Source organism: Brumimicrobium oceani, from assembly GCF_003143775.1.
Lineage (GTDB): Bacteria > Bacteroidota > Bacteroidia > Flavobacteriales_D > Crocinitomicaceae > Brumimicrobium > Brumimicrobium oceani.
This window is the reverse complement of record NZ_QFRJ01000004.1, coordinates 224,537-241,974: the sequence shown is the minus strand read 5'-3', so window position 1 is coordinate 241,974 and position 17,438 is coordinate 224,537. Positions and strand designations below refer to the sequence as shown.

Here is a 17,438-nt window from a genome sequence, read left to right as displayed (position 1 = left end):
ATGAGCGAAGAGAAAAAAACATCATTAGAATCCATTGGAGAATTTGGCTTAATTGAAGAGTTAACAAAGGACTTTAAAAATAAAAGAGGGTCTACAATTTATGGTGTAGGTGACGACGCAGCAGTTATCGAAAAAGATGGCGAAAACGTAATGCTCGTTTCTACGGATGCATTGGTTGAAGGTATTCACTTCAATTTAATGTATACACCATTGATGCATTTAGGCTATAAAGCCGTTGTTGTCAATCTATCAGATATTTATGCAATGAACGGAACAGCTGAGCAAATCACTGTTACAATTGCTGCCTCTAGCCGTTTTCCAAAAGAGGCGCTAGAAGAATTATATAAAGGAATAAAAAAAGCCTGTGACATATACGAAGTTGATTTGGTAGGCGGTGACACCACTTCCTCTGTCTCCGGTTTAATGATTTCAATTACCGCTATTGGAACTGCCAAAAAAGAAGATGTTGTGTACAGAAATGGTGGGAAAGAAAATGAATTGATCGTTGTAACTGGAGATTTAGGCGCTGCGTACATGGGACTTCAAATTTTAGAACGCGAAAAATCAGTTTACAAAGCAAATCCTGATATTCAACCAGATTTAGATGGTTTCGACTATATTTTAGAAAGACAATTGAAACCCGAAGCAAGAAAAGACATTGTTAAATTCTTGGCTGAATTAGGTGTTAAACCTACTTCAATGATTGATGTTTCGGATGGTTTAGCCTCTGAATTATTCCATTTATGTACTCAATCTGATTTGGGAGCAGTTATATATGACGAAAAATTACCCATAGACACTTCAGTTTCTACAACGGCCATAGATTTTGATATTTCTCCAACAACTTGCGTTTTAAACGGAGGAGAAGATTATGAATTGCTATTCTCAATCAAACAAGAAGATTTTGATAAAATCAAAGGAAATCCGCACATGACAGTAATTGGCCATTACGCTGCTAAAGATTCAGGATTGTATTTGGTGGATAAGCAAGGTGCGGCAATTCAGCTGAAAGCTCAGGGGTGGAATCACTTTCATGGACAGAAGGGGAATTAGTAATTGATAATTTGTTTGACTTGGTGTGCGCAGTATTGGCACACGGATGACGTGGATCTACGATCACTATTTTTTTTAAAAAAACATATTTATAGTAATTCTAAAAGCGCAGTTTAGAGAGCGTTAACGCTAGTTAATATTTTGACGCTGTCGCGAGTTTGCAACTCGTGATGTGCGGCAAAATATTCTACCAAGACAATTATCAAAAACCCTTTGCTGATAACTTCCATGAATTCTTTTTATATCAAGCTAAAATTTTCCCGTACTTCGTAAAAACTAAAGCATGATAAACGTAGGAATCTTTTGTGGTGGATATTCATCTGAGTTTGAAATATCTATAAAAAGTGCAAGTATGATTTTGGAGAATCTTCCCAAAGATGAATACAACGCATTTTTAGTGCGTGTAAACGAGGAGGGGTGGTTTGCAGATTATCAAGGTGAATCAGCAGAAGTTTCACCTATTGATTTTACTTTTACTTTAAAAAATGGAGAGCAACTTAAAATTGATTTAGCGCATGTTTATATCCATGGAGATCCTGGAGAAAATGGTAAGCTTCAAGCTTATTTTGAGATGAAAAAACTGCCATTTTTAAACAGTAGCGCGCTTTCCTCCGAACTTTCCTTCGATAAATGGTTTTGTAATCAGTTTTTAAGAGGCTTTGATATCAAAGTAGCAGAATCTCAATTGTTATTGAAAAACTCAAGTTATTCAACCCAGGAGATTGGTGAACGATTGGGCTATCCCTTATTCGTGAAACCAGCAGATTCAGGATCGAGTTATGGAATATCGAAAGTGTATGCTCACGAAGATTTACAAAAAGCAATAGATGACGCGTTCGCAGAGGGAAATACCGTTGTTTGCGAAGCCTTTTTGAAAGGAACAGAAGTTACATGTGGTGTTTATCGTAATGATTCTGGAGTTGTTCCTTTGCCTTGTACAGAAATTGTTTCAGAGTCTGATTTCTTTGATTATGATGCAAAATATCTTGGCAAGTCTCAAGAAATTACGCCCGCGAGAATTAGCGACAAACTAACAAAAGAAATTCAAGACCTCACAGTAGAGATTTATCAATTGCTGCAAATGCGCTCGTTAGCTAGGGTAGATTTTATGATTGTAGAGGACAAACCTTATGTTATTGAAGTGAACACAACACCAGGCTTTTCGTCGGAATCTCTTGTTCCAAAAATGCTTAAATGTGCCGAAATTTCAATTGGCGATTTTTGGAAAGAGATTTATGCTTTCGAAAGAAAACAGTTTGGGGTGTAATGGGTTTTTTAATTGCAATGGTAGGGACGATTTGCAAATCGTCCATACACCCAATTAAAAGTTTCCATTATAAAAACCCCAATTCCAATTTCGCTTCTTCGCTCATCATGGTTTGGTCCCAAGCAGGATCAAAAACGATATTCACCTTTGCAGATTTTACTCCGTCTACAGCGGCAATTTTGTCTTCTACTTCTTTCGGAAGAGATTCTGCCACAGGGCAGTTGGGTGAAGTTAAAGTCATTTCAACATCCACGGACTGGTCTCCATTGATTTTTACTTCATAAATTAGTCCTAATTCATAAACGTCTACAGGGATTTCTGGGTCGTAAATCGTCTTGATTACATCAATAATCGAGTTTTCTAATGCAACGTTGCTCATTTCTTTATTTTTTTACAAAGATATTGTTTGTTTTACAGATAAAAGTCAAAACAGTCTTCTTTTTTAGAAAGATTATAAATAAGGAGATAATTGTTATTTATTGATTATTGATGGTTAATGTGTTTTGGAGTGGTCTTGTTTCTTCTAACCCTACTAGTTCAACTTCACCCTCTCCTTCTCATTTTCCTCTTTACGGGGTGCTTAGCGAAACCTTCTTTTCATTTGCAGTTAAACCCCTTTTTTTCTCCTTTTCTCGGTGTACTTTGTGAAGCCTCCGTTCTCTTTGTGGTTAAAATCTTTCTTTTCTCTTTTTCCCTCACTTCTGTCGCATTTCCAAAATCCATTAAAATAATCTAGTTTTTAATTTGGCAAATACCATTAATTAGGTATTTTTGCACATTAAAGAGGGTTATTTAGATTTAATATAAATAACATGTAAACGAAGTTTTAACTATGATAAAAGTAACAGAATCTGCTAGAAAACAGGCCATTCGATTGATGGAGGATTCGGGAGAACCGAATAGCTTCATCCGTGTTGGAGTGCAAGGTGGTGGTTGCTCTGGATTAATGTATGAGCTTAATTTTGATACCGTTGAACATGAGGATGATAAATCATTTGAGGACAATGGTGTGAAGATAGTCGTTAATAAGAAGAGCTTTTTATACCTCGTAGGTACAACATTAGATTTTTCCGGAGGATTAAACGGGAAGGGTTTTGTATTCGTTAATCCAAACGCAGATAGGACCTGTGGTTGTGGAGAGAGTTTCTCTATTTAGAGGCTGGCTGGAAACAGAAAAACGATTAATTTTGAGATGTTTCCGTCTAGACACTATTTAAAAATAAAATAATTCAAAGATGAGTAATACTTACACAGAAGAAGATTTAGCAAGGAATTTAGAAGTTCAAGAATATAAGTATGGATTTACATCTGATTTTAAGTCAGATACAATTCCTGTGGGATTAGATGAAGATGTTATTCGTTTAATATCATCTAAAAAAGAAGAACCAGAGTGGTTACTTGAAAAAAGGTTGCAGGCATATCGTGCATGGACAACTATGAAGGAGCCAGATTGGGCACATGTAAATTACGAGAAGCCAGATTTTCAGGCGATTTCTTATTATTCAGCTCCTGGTCAAACTAAAAAATATGAAAGCTGGGATGATGTAGATCCAGAAATGAAAGAAACCATGAAAAAATTGGGGATTTCAATGGAGGAACAACAACGTTTAACTGGAACTGCAGTTGATTTTGTTGTAGACTCTGTATCTGTAGCTACTTCATTCAAGAAGAAGTTGGGGGAATTAGGAATCATTTTCTGTTCATTCTCCGAAGCAGTAGAAAATCATCCAGAATTAGTAAAGAAATATATGGGAACTGTTGTTCCACATACAGATAATTTTTATGCAGCCTTGAATAGTGCGGTGTTTACCGACGGTTCATTCTGCTACATTCCGAAAGGAGTTCGTTGCCCTATGGAGCTTTCGACCTATTTTAGAATTAATGAAGGAGGAACAGGTCAGTTTGAAAGAACATTAGTTGTTGCAGATGAAGGTTCTTATGTTTCTTACTTAGAAGGTTGTACTGCTCCTATGCGTGATGAAAACCAGTTGCATGCCGCAGTGGTTGAGTTAATTGCTTTAGATGATGCTGAAATTAAATATTCAACAGTGCAAAACTGGTACCCAGGAAATAAAGACGGGGTAGGAGGAGTTTTTAATTTCGTAACAAAACGAGGACTTTGTGAAAGAAATGCTAAAATTTCATGGACACAAGTAGAGACAGGTTCGGCAGTTACTTGGAAATATCCATCATGTGTTTTAAAAGGAGATAATTCTATTGGTGAATTTTATTCTGTTGCAGTTACCAATAATTTCCAGCAAGCAGATACAGGATCTAAGATGGTTCACCTTGGGAAAAATACAAGCAGTACCATTATTTCAAAAGGAATTTCTGCGGGTGAGTCTCAAAACACCTACAGAGGTTTAGTGCAAATACATGCAGGTGCAGAAAATGCAAGAAACAGATCAGAGTGTGATTCCTTGTTGCTGTCTGACCGTTCAGGAGCGCATACCTTCCCTTATATCGAATGCAAAAACAGTTCAGCAAGGGTAGAGCATGAAGCAACAACTTCAAAAATTGGCGAAGATCAAATTTTCTATTGTCAACAAAGGGGTATCGATTCTGAAAAAGCCATTGGACTTATTGTGAACGGATACTGTAAAGAGGTATTGAATCACATGCCAATGGAATTTGCAGTGGAAGCACAAAAACTATTGGAAATTTCACTAGAAAATTCCGTAGGATAATTCAATTCATAAAAACGTTTAATAAAGAAAATTACAGCATATGTTAACAATAAAAAATCTTCACGCTTCAGTTGAAGAAGGACATGAAATACTTAAAGGGCTAAACTTGGGGGTTAAAGCGGGTGAAGTTCACGCAATTATGGGACCTAACGGTTCTGGGAAATCAACTTTGGCTTCTGTTTTGGCAGGGAAAGATGGTTATGAAGTAACGGGTGGTTCTGTAGACTTTGACGGAGTGGATCTACTAGATCTTGAGGCGGAAGACAGAGCAAAAGAAGGATTGTTTTTGGCATTTCAATATCCTGTAGAAATTCCAGGTGTTTCGAATATTAACTTCTTGCGTACTGCGATTAATGAAATTCGCGAATACCGAAAAGAAGATAAAATGTCTGCTAAAGATTTCTTAGCGAAAGTAAAAACAGCTTCGAATCTCGTGGAGTTGGATAGCAAATTAGCAAGTAGAGCAGTGAATGTTGGTTTCTCTGGTGGGGAAAAAAAGAGAAATGAAATTTTCCAAATGGCAATGTTAGAACCGAAATTGGCAATTCTAGATGAAACAGATTCTGGTTTAGATATCGATGCTTTACGTATTGTTTCGGAAGGTGTTAATAAATTGCGTTCAGAAGGGCGCTCTATCATCTTGATTACACACTACCAACGTTTACTAGAATATATCCAACCAGACTTTGTTCATGTTTTAAATGATGGAAAAATCATCAAAACAGGAACTAAAGAGTTAGCCTTAGAATTGGAAGAAAAAGGTTATGATTGGATTAATGAAGAAATTGCGCAATAAATATGGAATTAGTTTTGGATAATAAAGTACTCGAGTTTGTCTCGGATTTTAAGAAACCGGAAACGATTTCTAAAGTCAGAAAGCAGGCTTTGGACGCTTTAACTGGGATGGATTTCCCAACGACAAGGGTAGAAGAGTGGAAATATACACGTGTGGCTAAGTACGTGAAAAGAAAATATAAACAAACACAAGCTTCAACCAATATAGAGGAGTACGCGATTGCAGATTTGAATGCACACCAATTGGTTTTTGTTAATGGATATTATGACGAATCCTTATCAACTATTTTGGATGATGACGCTGTTTCAGTTCAAAAGATTGATGAATTAGATGAAGAGTATTATTCTGATTTAGTGGATGGAACTGAAGAAAATGTTTTTTCTTTAATCAACAAAGCCTACCAAACAGGTGGTGTTTTTATTCAGATTAAAAAGAATAAAAAGGCAAATCACCCGATTCACATGATACATGTTTTGGAAGGAGAAGAAGTAATTGCAAATGCGCGCCACTTTGTCCTTGCAGAAAACGGGTCGAAGTCTGAAGTTATAGCGACTTTTCATTCAAAAAACTCAGCAAATAGTTTTACAAATGTTGTGTTGGAAGGTCACGTTGAATCAAATGCAAGTCTAACAATTAATAAATTGCAAACTGAAGCAAAAGATGTTCTTCATATTTCAAATGAGCTGTTTGTTCAGGATGAATCCAGTAATTTCTTAATCAATACGATTACAACAGGTGCACAATTAACGAGAAATGGACTGGATGTAATTGTGGAAGGTGAGAATTGTCATACTGAAATGAATGGTGCTTATCTGGGTACAGAAAACCAACATATGGATAACCATACGCTTATTGATCAGTTGTATTCGAACTGTACATCAAGTGAATCATATAAAGGTGTTATGGATGGTAAATCTGTTGGTGTATTCAACGGAAAAGTTATTGTTCGACAAGATGCTCAGAAAATCGCAGCTTACCAATCGAATAAAAACATTTTGCTTTCTAAAACAGCAAGTGTAAATTCTAAACCAGAATTAGAAATATATGCAGATGATGTTCGTTGTTCGCATGGTTCAACAATTGGAGAGTTAGATCAAGAAGCCATTTACTATTTAAGATCTCGAGGAATTTCGGCAGCAAGTGCGAAACAATTGCTGGTAGCTGGTTTTATTGGGGATATATTAGATAAGGTTGAAAATGAAGCTTTAAGAGCAGATATTGACGAACTTTTCTTAAATGATTTTGGTTGGAAGTTTTAATTTCACGCATCACTAGTAACTACTGGTTTTGTTAGAATTTTAAGCTTTTTTGGATGTAAAGATTGGTCATATCACCTTTAATTCTTTATATTTGGATAAACAGATTTATTAACTTAAAAAACATACAAAATGGCATTTGAATTACCAAATTTACCGTATGCACACGATGCATTAGAACCACATATTGACAAGAAAACAATGGAAATCCACCATGGTAAGCACCATCAAGGATATACAAATAATTTAAACGCGGCGATTGAAGGAACTGATCTTGAAGGAAAGTCAATCGAAGAGATTTTAGCAAATTGCACAGATAAACCAGCGGTTAGAAATAACGGTGGTGGATTCTATAACCACGATTTATTCTGGAAGGTAATGTCTCCAAACGGAGGTGGTGAGCCAACAGGTGATATCAAAGGAGCAATTGAATCGGCATTTGGTTCATTTGATTCATTTAAAGATGAGTTTGCTAAAGCTGCAGCAACAAGATTTGGTTCTGGTTGGGCATGGCTTTGTGTAAAAGACGGAAAGTTAGAAGTGTGTTCTACTCCAAACCAAGATAATCCTTTAATGGGATTAGGTTGTGAAGGAACTCCTGTTTTAGGACTTGATGTTTGGGAGCATGCATACTACCTGAATTACCAAAACAGAAGACCAGACTATATTAATGCATTCTTCAATGTTATTAACTGGGACGAAGTAAATAAGAGGTTTGCAGCAGCAAAATAATTTTGATTTTTTGGATTTTTGGTTTTTGAATTTGTAGGCATGCCCTAATAGGGCAAGCCTACAAAACCAAACCAAAAAAAATTAAAAAACCCAGCAGATTTATCTGCTGGGTTTTTTGTTTGTATAACTTTCAACCTAAAAAGCGTTTATATATTTAAAGTCAATTCAACCAATTCTACTGAAACAACTGCGTCACGTTCGAAGCGAAAAGCTTCACTGCAATTGCCAATAATATAATACCAAATACTTTCTTCAAAATAGCCACCCCTCCAGGACCTAGTAAACGTTCAATTCTTCTGGTTAATTTCAACGTTGCGTAAACGATAATCATATTAATAAGTATCGCAATTAAAATGTTTACCATTTCATATTCTGCACGAAGAGATATTAATGTAGTCATAGATCCAGCACCGGCAATAATAGGAAACGCCAATGGCACAATACCAACGCTCTTTCCTTTTATAGGTGTTTCTTTAAATAATTCAATGCCCATAATCATTTCTAAAGCCATGGCGAAAAGAACAAATGCCCCGGCAACGGCAAAAGATTCAACGTTAACGCCAAAAAGCATCAATATACTCTCACCAGTAATCAAAAACGCAATCATGATTACCAAAGAAACCAAAGTGATGCGATTGGCATGGATGTCACCAGAGGTTTCTTTAATTTTTATAATGATAGGAATTGATCCGATAATATCAATAACAGCAAATAAAACCATTGTAGCTTTGAAGATCTCATTCAAACTGAAAGAAGCAAAAAACTCATTCATAATCAACTGTTTTTGTTGTTTGTTTTCTTAAAAAGTGTGCAAAGATAATGGCTTTTTATGTCATACAATAGGAATTGTATTTAATTATGAAATAAAAAAACAGCTATTTTCTCTAGCCTAGATCAGTGTTGATGTAAGTGGTGTTTTGGGTGTTTTTTTAAGTCATTCAATTTCTTTTGGAATTCTCACTTTAAATATAAAAGCAAAAAAATCCCTTCAGCAAAAGCCAAGGGGATATTTAAAGTGAATTGATATTTTCTGGTATTAATCCATGAAATCAACTTTCCCGGTGTCTAAGTCATAAATAGCACCCACTATTTTGATTTCTCCGTTGTCTTCCATTTCCTTCAAAATTGGACTTTTTTCTCTTATTTCTTTAATTGTGTGTCTAACATTACTGGCGCAAGCCATTTCAACAAATTCTGGATTTTTAGATGTGCGGTCTCCTTTGTATTCAACCATGTCAACCGCTGGTCTAATTTTTTCTAACATTGGGGTGATGTTGCCCAATTGAACATCGTCAACAGCTGCTTTTACTGCGCCACAGTGCTCATGCCCCATAACGAGTACTAATTTTGAACCCGCCACTTCACATGCGTATTCCATACTCCCAAGCATGTCTACATTCACGAAGTTTCCTGCAACTCTAGCAACGAAAATATCCCCAATTCCTCTGTCTAAAACATCTTCTACCGGTACTCGACTATCTACACAAGACAATACAATCGCTTTTGGGAATTGTGCCAAAGTACTATTTCTTACTTGCTGAGATGTGTTTCTCTTTGTAAGGTCATTGTTCATAAATCTTTCGTTTCCTTCTTTGAAGCTCTGAATTACGTCATCAGGCGAAAGTGCGGCTTGTTGTTCTTGTGTTAAAATTTCTTCCACCAAGGCTTCTTGTACTTGTGGTTGTTCTAGTTCTGTCGATTGCTCATCAGATTTAGTTTCGGCCTTTGCTGGTTCACCCTGATTGCAAGCCGTAAATCCTGCCACAATTAATGTGAGCATAGTTAATTTGAATACTTTTTTCATTTTGAGAATAGTTTAATTTATAGATTTAAAAATATATTGATATTCAGCTGATCTCTTTGTCTTTTGTCTAAGAATTGATTCATATAGGCGACTTCAAAACGCAGATTATTATTTAATTTATAACCAAGCCCTCCATAAAGTCTATTTCTATCAAAAATGGTCTTTGTAGTGTTAAGGAATATTTCGTTGTATGCCGATAGATAAAAGGTATTGTCAACAATTGTAGGATTTGTTAAAGCTATGTTTGTAGAGAGAAAGTAGCGAAATCTCATTCTGAATTTGTCTTCAACGAAACGCTGTTCAAATCTATACCTGTGTTGAAATGAAACCCTGCCGAAAGATTGCTTTGTAATGAATTGTTGGTAAATTCTGTGTTCATTAATTATCGCTTTTTCATCTGTGGTTCCAATGTAGTTTTCGCTTCTTATAAACCCGTAACCAAGCAAAATATTATTGTTGTTTTCAGTTAAATTATAACCCAATCCAGTTCGCAATAATAATTGCTCCAAATCACCAATCTCATTGTAATTTCTATATTGTGCTTCATGGTGCCAATTAAAGTTGTCTTTTATTGTTTTGCTACCAAAATAATTAAGCCAATTTCCAAAGTCACTTTTTTGTGTCAATCCATGTAAGGGTAATAAAACCAGGAGAAGAATAAATATGTTTCTCATTTCAATTTTTTTTGCAAAACTATTACTTATTAATTCAATCGGTGTAATTAATGTTTCTTTTGGCTTGTTTAAAGAGTTTATTCTAAGGTTAATCCTATTAGAGTTCATCCTCATAAAATCGCAGTCTGTTTTGCAATTCTTTTACTTGTTCTTTGAGTTGAACTTCTTTTTGAAGCAGATTGAATACAACATCAATTCCTTCAATATTTAAGTCTAACTCATGATAAAGGCGAATCATTTTTTCTAAATCACCAATCTTTTCTTCATGAATTACTTCTTCATTTTCAAACCGTTTAATTTCAATAAGTCCAACATTATTCAATTCTTTAATGAAAGAGATCTCAATTTTATAATGAACACAAAGTGTTTTTATCAATATATATTCTTGCTTTTCCATCTTATCTTAATTTTTGAAGTTCTTTGAATAGCTCTTTTTCCTTGGCAGATAGATTTGTAGGAATATCAATTTGGTAAGTAATGATTAAATCACCAAAATCCCTTTCTTTCTTGTAAACAGGAAAGCCTTTTCCTTTCAGTTTTACTTTTGTGTCGTTCGCGGTTTCTGCTGCAATTTTAAGCTTTACTTTGCCGTCAAATGTATCAACCGTAATCTCGCCACCCAAAAGTGCTGTGTATAAATCTAGGTGAACTGTAGAATATAGGTTTTCTTTATCTCTTTTGAATTTGGTGTTGTTTATAATACTGAATTTAATGAGTAAATCCCCATTCGGACCACCGTTCATTCCCTCGTCACCTTTTCCTTTGATTCTAATGATTTGACCGTTTTCTATACCTGCAGGAATTGTCAATCTGATTTTTTGGCCATTTAATGTGAGTACCTTCTTATGTGTTTCATAAATCTCCGTTAAGTTGAGTTCTAAACTTGCACTAAGATCTTGACCCTTGAACTGGGCTGCACCACGACCCGAAGAGCCACCTGCACCGCCAAACATAGATTCAAAAAAGTCAGAGAAATCACTGCCCGAAAAGCCTTGTCCTCCAGCTCCTCCAGAATATTGTTGTCTTTGATAAGATTGCTGCTGCCTAGCTTTCTCAAATTCTTCACCGTGCATCCAATCCTTACCGTATTTATCGTATTTTTCCCTGTTTTCTGGATTGCTCAGTACTTCATGCGCTTCATTGATCTCTTTGAATTTCTTCTCTGCCTCCTTGTTATCAGGGTTTAAGTCAGGATGATATTTTCGGGCCAACTTTCTGTAAGCTTTCTTGATTTCTTTGTCACTCGCTCCCTTGCTTACCCCTAAAATTTTATAGTAATCTACAAAGTCCATTGTTTGTATTTTTATTTGAACGTTAAATTAAAGTCAGTATAATTATTCGAAATAATTCATTGCTGACCATTTTCCTAAGTTAAGCTTTTAAAGTAAAATTTACAATATTAAAAGGCACTATTTAAAAGGCACTTTATTGGGTTTTCTTTGTAATCTGTTGCCTTGAATTGAGTAAAGTTGAATGCATTAGTTTTCTCGAATACGTCAATGTTAACAGGTGTTAAGAGCATAGGATTTAAATTTCTTTAACAGCGTATATTTTCAAAAAGCCTACATATTTCGTACCTTGCAATCAACAAACAATTATTAATTTAAAATAAACAAACATGGGATCAACAGAAGACAAGATTAAAGGAAATTGGAATGAATTAAAAGGTAAGGTAAAGCAGAAATATGGCGACCTTACAGATGACGATTTGAAATATGAAGAAGGAAAAGAGGATGAACTTCTTGGAAGACTTCAAAAGAAAACAGGAGAAGCGAAAGAAACAATTAAAAAATACATTGACGAACTATAGTCAGTGGTTTAAATAATTGAATACATGAAAGGTGAGCATTATGTTCACCTTTTTTTTGTGGGATAAAATGTAGCAATATACTTCGAATCTTATGGTTAGGAATACAAGAATGATTATTAGAAATGCATGTTAAATCCTATTGCGATTATTCTTTAATACAACTTTAAGGTAATTTTGTCGAAATAGAAATATTATAATCTTTAACGAAATTCTTATGAAGAAAACTTTACTTTTTTTAAGCATTTTATTAGGAATGACAAGCGCCATGTTCGCTCAAACAACACTTTGGAGCGATAATGCCGATACGCAATGGTATAACGCTCAAAGTACAAACTTCACCTTAACTACTTCTGCTGAGTTAGCCGGATTGTCTGTTTTAGTAGCAGGAGGAAATGATTTTGCTGGATCTACAATTAATATTGATGGAGATTTAGATTTGGGTGCTCACTTGTGGTCACCAATTGGAGTAGATGATGTAAACACATTTTCTGGAACTTTTGATGGAAATAGCCACGTGATAAGTAATTTAAATGTTGATATGCCAAATGATCACATGGTTGGACTTTTTGGTCGCGTTATTAATGCAACAATAGTTAACGTTAAGTTAGAAAACCCTACAGTGAAAGGTATAGACAGTGCAGGGTCTCTAGTTGGAAATGCTTGGCAGAATGTTGTAATTACTAACTGTCATGCATCAGGAGTTACGATTGAATCTACGGGTGTTAATGTTGGTGGATTAATTGGGGATATGGTTGAAAACGGATCTATTTCAGCGTGTTCTGCTGAGGGTGCTGTGAATGGAGATGCGCAAGTAGGAGGACTTTTAGGTTCCCCACACAACGGAGTTTCAATTTCTGAATCATATTCTAGAGGAACTGTTAGTGCGAATCATCTAGCTGGTGGGTTGATCGGAGCATCTGTGATTGGTTTTCCAGGAACTTTGGAAAATACAGTTGATAACTGTTACTCGCGCTCAAACGTTGTTGTGGTAAATGGTCATGCAGGTGGATTGGTTGGTCACGCGACAGCTTTAATTTCAATTTCTAATTCTTATTCAACTGGAACAGCAGTTGGGCCTGAATTTGATGGTGGATTTATTGGTGCTGGAGGAAGTGTTGGAACCTTGAATAACTTTTGGGATACGGAGACTTCTCAACATGTTGATGCAGTTGGAGGATGGCAAGGTGCTCCTGGCACTCCAGATATCACAGCAAAAACTACTGCTGAAATGAAAACAACTGCAATGGTTGATTTATTAAATGCAGGTGATGCTAATGGCCCATGGAAATTGAATTCTTTTGAAAATGATGGTTATCCAGGCTTTGTTGGCGGAACAGCTTCAGTAGAGGCTTTTGACAATGTAAAGGTTGAAATGAATGTTTATCCAAACATGTTTAATGCTGAATTAAACATTTCTTCAGATGTTAATTTGAATAGCTACGTGATTTACGAAATTTCTGGAAAAGTTATCCAAGAAGGTTCTTTAAGCGGAAATCAAGCAAAAATAGATACTCAAAAAATCAATTCAGGAGTTTACATGTTGATGGTGAATACTGAAAATGGAGCTATTACAAAGAAAATTGTAAAATAGTTTGATTGTAAATTATTGAAGTTTTAAACTTCCTATTTATCACAAAAAGGGTTCTTCAACTGAGGAGCCCTTTTTTGATTTCTGTATATTTAGATGTGTTTTTACTTTAGAGACAAGCTCGTTGTTTAAGTTCAAGTGAGTTGTTTAGGCTTTTTGAAAGCGTTTTAAAACAAAAAACCCAAAATATTGAATTCAATATTTTGGGTTTAATCTGTGGTGATGGACGGAATCGAACCGCCGACACAAGGATTTTCAGTCCTTTGCTCTACCAACTGAGCTACATCACCGTTGTTTTTAAACTGCTTATTTGATTAGGTGGGTGCAAAGATATAAACTAATTCTATTCTGGAAGCATCATTTTGAATTATTTTTTAAAAATCTTCTATTAACTTTGCAATGTGAAGCAGGAAAAGACCAAGTTTTGTGTAGTGGATGCTGGGAATACCCGTGTCAAAGTTATTGATTTTGAGAATGGTGAAGTGCTTAGCCAGGTGTTCATATCAATAGAGGAAAAAGAAAAGATAAAATCAATTATTTCTTCCAAAAAAGAGGTGACAAGTATTTTGTCATCCGTTTTGAATGAGGAAATGCGTAATTGGATAGCAGATTTGCTGCAGCCAAATGTTGTTTTAAGTAATCAAACACCTTTACCTATTAGAATCGATACTTATCGAACTCCTCAAACCTTGGGTGCTGATAGAATCGCTAATGCAGTTGCCGCTAATCATTATTCTAAAACTACTAATAGTTTAGTCATAGATATTGGGACTTGTATAAAGTTTGATTTTGTTCAAGAAGGAAAATTTATTGGCGGTTCAATTTCACCAGGGTATGGAATGCGCTTAAAAGCCATGCACGAATTTACAGGAGGTCTGCCATTGTTGGAGTTGGAAGAACAGTCGCAATTAATTGGTGATTCCACGAAAAATGCGATGATGTCTGGTGTTTTAAATGGAATACAGGCAGAGATAGAAGGTTTTATCAATCAATATAATCAACAATATCAGCCGTTAACAATTTTTTTGACTGGTGGAGACCTTAAAAGATTTGATAAAGAATTAAAAAATAGCATCTTTGCGGATGATTATTTGACCGTTAAAGGTTTGTATTTAATACTAAAACACAATGTTTAGAAGTTTATTAGTTGCACTATTTATCGTTATAAGTGGAAATGCACTAGTACAGATTAACACAAACAGTCCTTATTCAGCACGAGGACTTGGAGATGTTGGTTTTTACGGTAATGCCTATATTTCAGCGTTAGGAGGTGCAGCAACTGCATTGACAGATTCTAGTCAAACGAATTTGTTTAATCCATCTACGTATTCACTAACAGCAAAACAGTTGCCTTTATTTTCAATGGGGCTAACACATTTCGAAAAACGATTTTCTAATAATGGAATGGAGTCTGAAGGTAGGTTTTCAGGAATTACGCACATGGCTTTGGTTATTCCTTTTGGAAATCGATTTGGTGTAGCAGCAGGTTTAAAGCCTTTGAGTAGAAGAGGATACGAAATAAATGATCATGAAGTTATTGCGGGAGACAGTATTTTCTATGATTACACTGGGGACGGCGATTTACAAGAAGTTATGATTGGATTTTCAGGAAATATTTTAGACCGTAAGAAACAAAGTCTTTCTGTAGGGGTAAATGGTAAGTATTATTTTGGGAAACTGAATAATCAAAGAAGAACTTATACCGTTAGTAATTCCGTGGAATCGGGCGGTATGGATATTCAATCCATTCGCGCTAAAGACTTTGGTGTAGAGTTTGGTTTGAATTATGATTTTCGCCCAAACCTAACCCATAGCTTTAGGGTGGCGGGAGTTTTTCGTCCAGGCAAGGAGTTAAGCTTTGAAAAATCTCAAACACGCATTCATTACTCGAATTTCTTTGAGCAAGGTCTTTACGATACAATAATAAAAACAGGAGATATCAGTGGTAATGTTTTTCTTCCAACTAAAACCAGCCTAGGTTTAACTTATACTTTTACACCACAAAATGACTCGACTTCAAAAAGCTCCAAACTTCCATCTTTAATGGTTACCATGGAGTATTCAATGGAGGAGTGGTCATCATATAACGAGGATTTTAATAATAGTGTTCAATCAGGACAATACGTAAATTCAAATTCTTTCCGCGTAGGAGTAGAGTTTATGCGCCACCGTCAAGCTTTCGATCGTTCCGCATATATCAGCATATTCGATAGGTTAAAATATCGAATTGGTGCCTATAGTGTGAACACGCCTTATGAAGTAAACGGAGAGCAATTAATGGATCAAGGATTTACAGCGGGTATTGGATTTCCAATCGTTATGAATAGAGCTGTTTCAACTGTGAATATATCAGGGACTTATGGTGAGATGGGGCGAAATAGCGGGCCAGCAGTGCTAAAGGAAAGTTATTTTGGATTTAACTTCGGCATAAATATTGCTCCTGGGTATGACAGGTGGTTTAGAAAATATAAACTTGATTAATAATAGATAAAAATGAAAATAGGAAAATTAATATTAGGAGCTCTGTTTACTTTGAGTTTTGGACTTGCAAGCTATGCACAAGAAGGTACTAATGAAGCCGATGAATGTACAAGATATAAGGCTATTGCTGGTAATGCCTACAAAGCAAAGGAATATGAGAAAGTTACAAGATCATATATAAAAGCACAGAAAGAATGTGGTACTTTAGAAATGGTTTTCTACAACCCTTTTATTTATTCTGTTCAAAGATCTATGAGTAATGCAACCGATGATTCTACTAAGGCTGCATACTTAGATACGCTGATTATGGTTTATGAAGCAGCACAAGAAACTCATGGAGTTCAAAAGGAATGGCAAGCATACTTGGGGTATTCTTATTTAATGCAAGGTGCAGCTGGAAATATGAAGAAAGCTGACGAAGCATATAGAATCGGAATTCACCATGAAGCTGAAAAAGTAAATAAAGGGTTTCTGCAACAATATTATGTAAACCTTTATAATCTTTGGGTTCAAGAACAAGACGAAAAAGCGAAGGAGAAATACAAGAAGAGAATTATCACTGAATATTTCAAATTATCAGATTACGCAAGTAAAGGGGATATGGGGGCAGAGATTATCGATTTTGTTTCTGTTTATATGAATAGAGCCGTGACAGATTGTGAGTCAATTGTTCCTGAGATCGAAAGTTTTATGACGGAATTGCCACAAGAACTTGAAGCAAAAAAATCTACTGTGAAAAATTTCATGGCCTTACTCGAAAAGCAAGAGTGTACAAAAAATGAAGTTTATGCCCACTTAGTAGACACAATTATTGCAATTGACCCTTCAGTGGATGCAGTTTTGGCTAAAGCGAAATTACAAATTAGCAGAGGTAGTACTTCAGCAGCAATTTCGACTTTTAAAGAAGCTTTAGGAATGGCAGAAAGTGCTGACCAAAAAAGTGATATCGAATTTGAGATTGCCAATACTTATTTCCGTATCGGAAGTTACAAAGCAGCACACTCTGCTGGTCTAGCAATCACAGGTAAAAACGCTGGAAAAGGTTACGAAATTGCTGCCAAAAGTGTAAGCGCAACTTCTAACGATTGTGGGGTTTCTACTTTCGATCGTAAAGCAAACTACTATTACGCAGTGGAATTGGCCGAGAAATCTGGTAACGCAGGATTAGTTAGCTCAATGAAAAGTCAGTGTCCAACTTCAAGCGATATCTTTAATGAAGATAAAGCTGTAGGTGAGACCGTAGAGTTGAGCTGTTGGGGAAATAGAACTTTCACAATAAAAACATACTAA

Annotated in this window: 18 protein-coding genes and 1 tRNA gene; 12 read left to right on the top strand and 7 right to left on the bottom strand. The window is 35.6% G+C overall.

The window, feature by feature from the left end; genetic code table 11:
• Both thiL and DIT68_RS07620 read left to right on the top strand, forming a co-directional pair.
• On the top strand, positions 1 to 1,053 hold the full coding sequence (gene thiL, locus DIT68_RS07625; RefSeq protein ID WP_109359227.1) for a thiamine-phosphate kinase: 1,053 nt from the start codon (positions 1 to 3) through the stop codon (positions 1,051 to 1,053).
• A gap of 283 nt (positions 1,054 to 1,336) precedes the next feature.
• Positions 1,337 to 2,320, top strand: a complete 984-nt coding sequence (locus DIT68_RS07620; RefSeq protein ID WP_109359226.1) for a D-alanine--D-alanine ligase — start codon at positions 1,337 to 1,339, stop codon at positions 2,318 to 2,320.
• Between the two features lie 67 nt (positions 2,321 to 2,387).
• Here the strand turns inward: DIT68_RS07620 and DIT68_RS07615 are convergent, their stop codons facing one another.
• On the bottom strand, positions 2,388 to 2,699 hold the full coding sequence (locus DIT68_RS07615; protein WP_109359225.1) for an SUF system Fe-S cluster assembly protein: 312 nt from the start codon (positions 2,697 to 2,699) through the stop codon (positions 2,388 to 2,390).
• A 453-nt stretch (positions 2,700 to 3,152) separates the two neighbouring features.
• Here DIT68_RS07615 and DIT68_RS07610 point away from each other — a divergent pair, with 453 nt between their 5' ends.
• The 5 genes from DIT68_RS07610 to DIT68_RS07590 all read left to right on the top strand — a co-directional run bounded on the left by DIT68_RS07610 (position 3,153) and on the right by DIT68_RS07590 (position 7,791).
• On the top strand, positions 3,153 to 3,476 hold the full coding sequence (locus DIT68_RS07610) for a HesB/IscA family protein (RefSeq protein ID WP_109359224.1): 324 nt from the start codon (positions 3,153 to 3,155) through the stop codon (positions 3,474 to 3,476).
• A 79-nt stretch (positions 3,477 to 3,555) separates the two neighbouring features.
• A complete protein-coding gene (sufB, locus tag DIT68_RS07605; protein WP_109359223.1) occupies positions 3,556 to 5,007 on the top strand; it encodes a Fe-S cluster assembly protein SufB in 1,452 nt (483 codons plus the stop codon).
• Between the two features lie 40 nt (positions 5,008 to 5,047).
• Positions 5,048 to 5,803: a Fe-S cluster assembly ATPase SufC gene (sufC, locus tag DIT68_RS07600; RefSeq protein WP_109359222.1), complete on the top strand. Its 756-nt coding sequence runs from the start codon at positions 5,048 to 5,050 to the stop codon at positions 5,801 to 5,803.
• Positions 5,804 to 5,805: 2 nt separating this feature from the next.
• The gene (gene sufD / locus DIT68_RS07595; RefSeq protein ID WP_109359221.1) at positions 5,806 to 7,062 is read left to right on the top strand and encodes a Fe-S cluster assembly protein SufD; all 1,257 of its coding nucleotides are present in this window, start codon (positions 5,806 to 5,808) and stop codon (positions 7,060 to 7,062) included.
• A 129-nt stretch (positions 7,063 to 7,191) separates the two neighbouring features.
• A complete protein-coding gene (locus DIT68_RS07590; RefSeq protein WP_109359220.1) occupies positions 7,192 to 7,791 on the top strand; it encodes a superoxide dismutase in 600 nt (199 codons plus the stop codon).
• Positions 7,792 to 7,966: 175 nt separating this feature from the next.
• Here the strand turns inward: DIT68_RS07590 and DIT68_RS07585 are convergent, their stop codons facing one another.
• The 5 genes from DIT68_RS07585 to DIT68_RS07565 form a co-directional block, all read right to left on the bottom strand.
• The gene (locus tag DIT68_RS07585; RefSeq protein WP_109359219.1) at positions 7,967 to 8,563 is read right to left on the bottom strand and encodes a MarC family protein; all 597 of its coding nucleotides are present in this window, start codon (positions 8,561 to 8,563) and stop codon (positions 7,967 to 7,969) included.
• 264 nt (positions 8,564 to 8,827) lie between these two features.
• Positions 8,828 to 9,595, bottom strand: a complete 768-nt coding sequence (locus DIT68_RS07580; RefSeq protein ID WP_109359218.1) for a carbonic anhydrase family protein — start codon at positions 9,593 to 9,595, stop codon at positions 8,828 to 8,830.
• A 17-nt stretch (positions 9,596 to 9,612) separates the two neighbouring features.
• Positions 9,613 to 10,269 (bottom strand): DUF2490 domain-containing protein, encoded by a 657-nt coding sequence (locus tag DIT68_RS07575; protein WP_109359238.1) that lies wholly within the window; start codon positions 10,267 to 10,269, stop codon positions 9,613 to 9,615.
• A gap of 97 nt (positions 10,270 to 10,366) precedes the next feature.
• On the bottom strand, positions 10,367 to 10,666 hold the full coding sequence (locus tag DIT68_RS07570; protein ID WP_109359217.1) for a chaperone modulator CbpM: 300 nt from the start codon (positions 10,664 to 10,666) through the stop codon (positions 10,367 to 10,369).
• A 1-nt stretch (position 10,667) separates the two neighbouring features.
• A complete protein-coding gene (locus tag DIT68_RS07565; RefSeq protein ID WP_109359216.1) occupies positions 10,668 to 11,561 on the bottom strand; it encodes a DnaJ C-terminal domain-containing protein in 894 nt (297 codons plus the stop codon).
• Positions 11,562 to 11,887: 326 nt separating this feature from the next.
• On the opposite strand from DIT68_RS07565, the gene DIT68_RS07560 reads away from it, so the two are divergent.
• Together DIT68_RS07560 and DIT68_RS07555 are read left to right on the top strand one after the other, a co-directional pair.
• A complete protein-coding gene (locus DIT68_RS07560; RefSeq protein WP_109359215.1) occupies positions 11,888 to 12,079 on the top strand; it encodes a CsbD family protein in 192 nt (63 codons plus the stop codon).
• 214 nt (positions 12,080 to 12,293) lie between these two features.
• Positions 12,294 to 13,670, top strand: a complete 1,377-nt coding sequence (locus tag DIT68_RS07555; RefSeq protein WP_109359214.1) for a T9SS type A sorting domain-containing protein — start codon at positions 12,294 to 12,296, stop codon at positions 13,668 to 13,670.
• Positions 13,671 to 13,884: 214 nt separating this feature from the next.
• Here DIT68_RS07555 and DIT68_RS07550 read toward each other — a convergent pair.
• Positions 13,885 to 13,957 (bottom strand) — tRNA-Phe (locus DIT68_RS07550).
• A 111-nt stretch (positions 13,958 to 14,068) separates the two neighbouring features.
• Between DIT68_RS07550 and DIT68_RS07545 the strand changes: the two genes are divergently transcribed.
• From DIT68_RS07545 to DIT68_RS07535, 3 genes are read left to right on the top strand one after another with little or no spacing between them, the layout of a single operon-like run.
• Entirely contained in the window at positions 14,069 to 14,803 is a 735-nt protein-coding gene (locus DIT68_RS07545; protein ID WP_109359213.1) for a type III pantothenate kinase, read from the top strand.
• Positions 14,796 to 16,148, top strand: a complete 1,353-nt coding sequence (locus DIT68_RS07540; protein WP_109359212.1) for a hypothetical protein — start codon at positions 14,796 to 14,798, stop codon at positions 16,146 to 16,148. The genes DIT68_RS07545 and DIT68_RS07540 overlap by 8 nt, the downstream gene beginning before the upstream one ends.
• 12 nt (positions 16,149 to 16,160) lie before the next feature.
• The gene (locus DIT68_RS07535; RefSeq protein ID WP_109359211.1) at positions 16,161 to 17,438 is read left to right on the top strand and encodes a hypothetical protein; all 1,278 of its coding nucleotides are present in this window, start codon (positions 16,161 to 16,163) and stop codon (positions 17,436 to 17,438) included.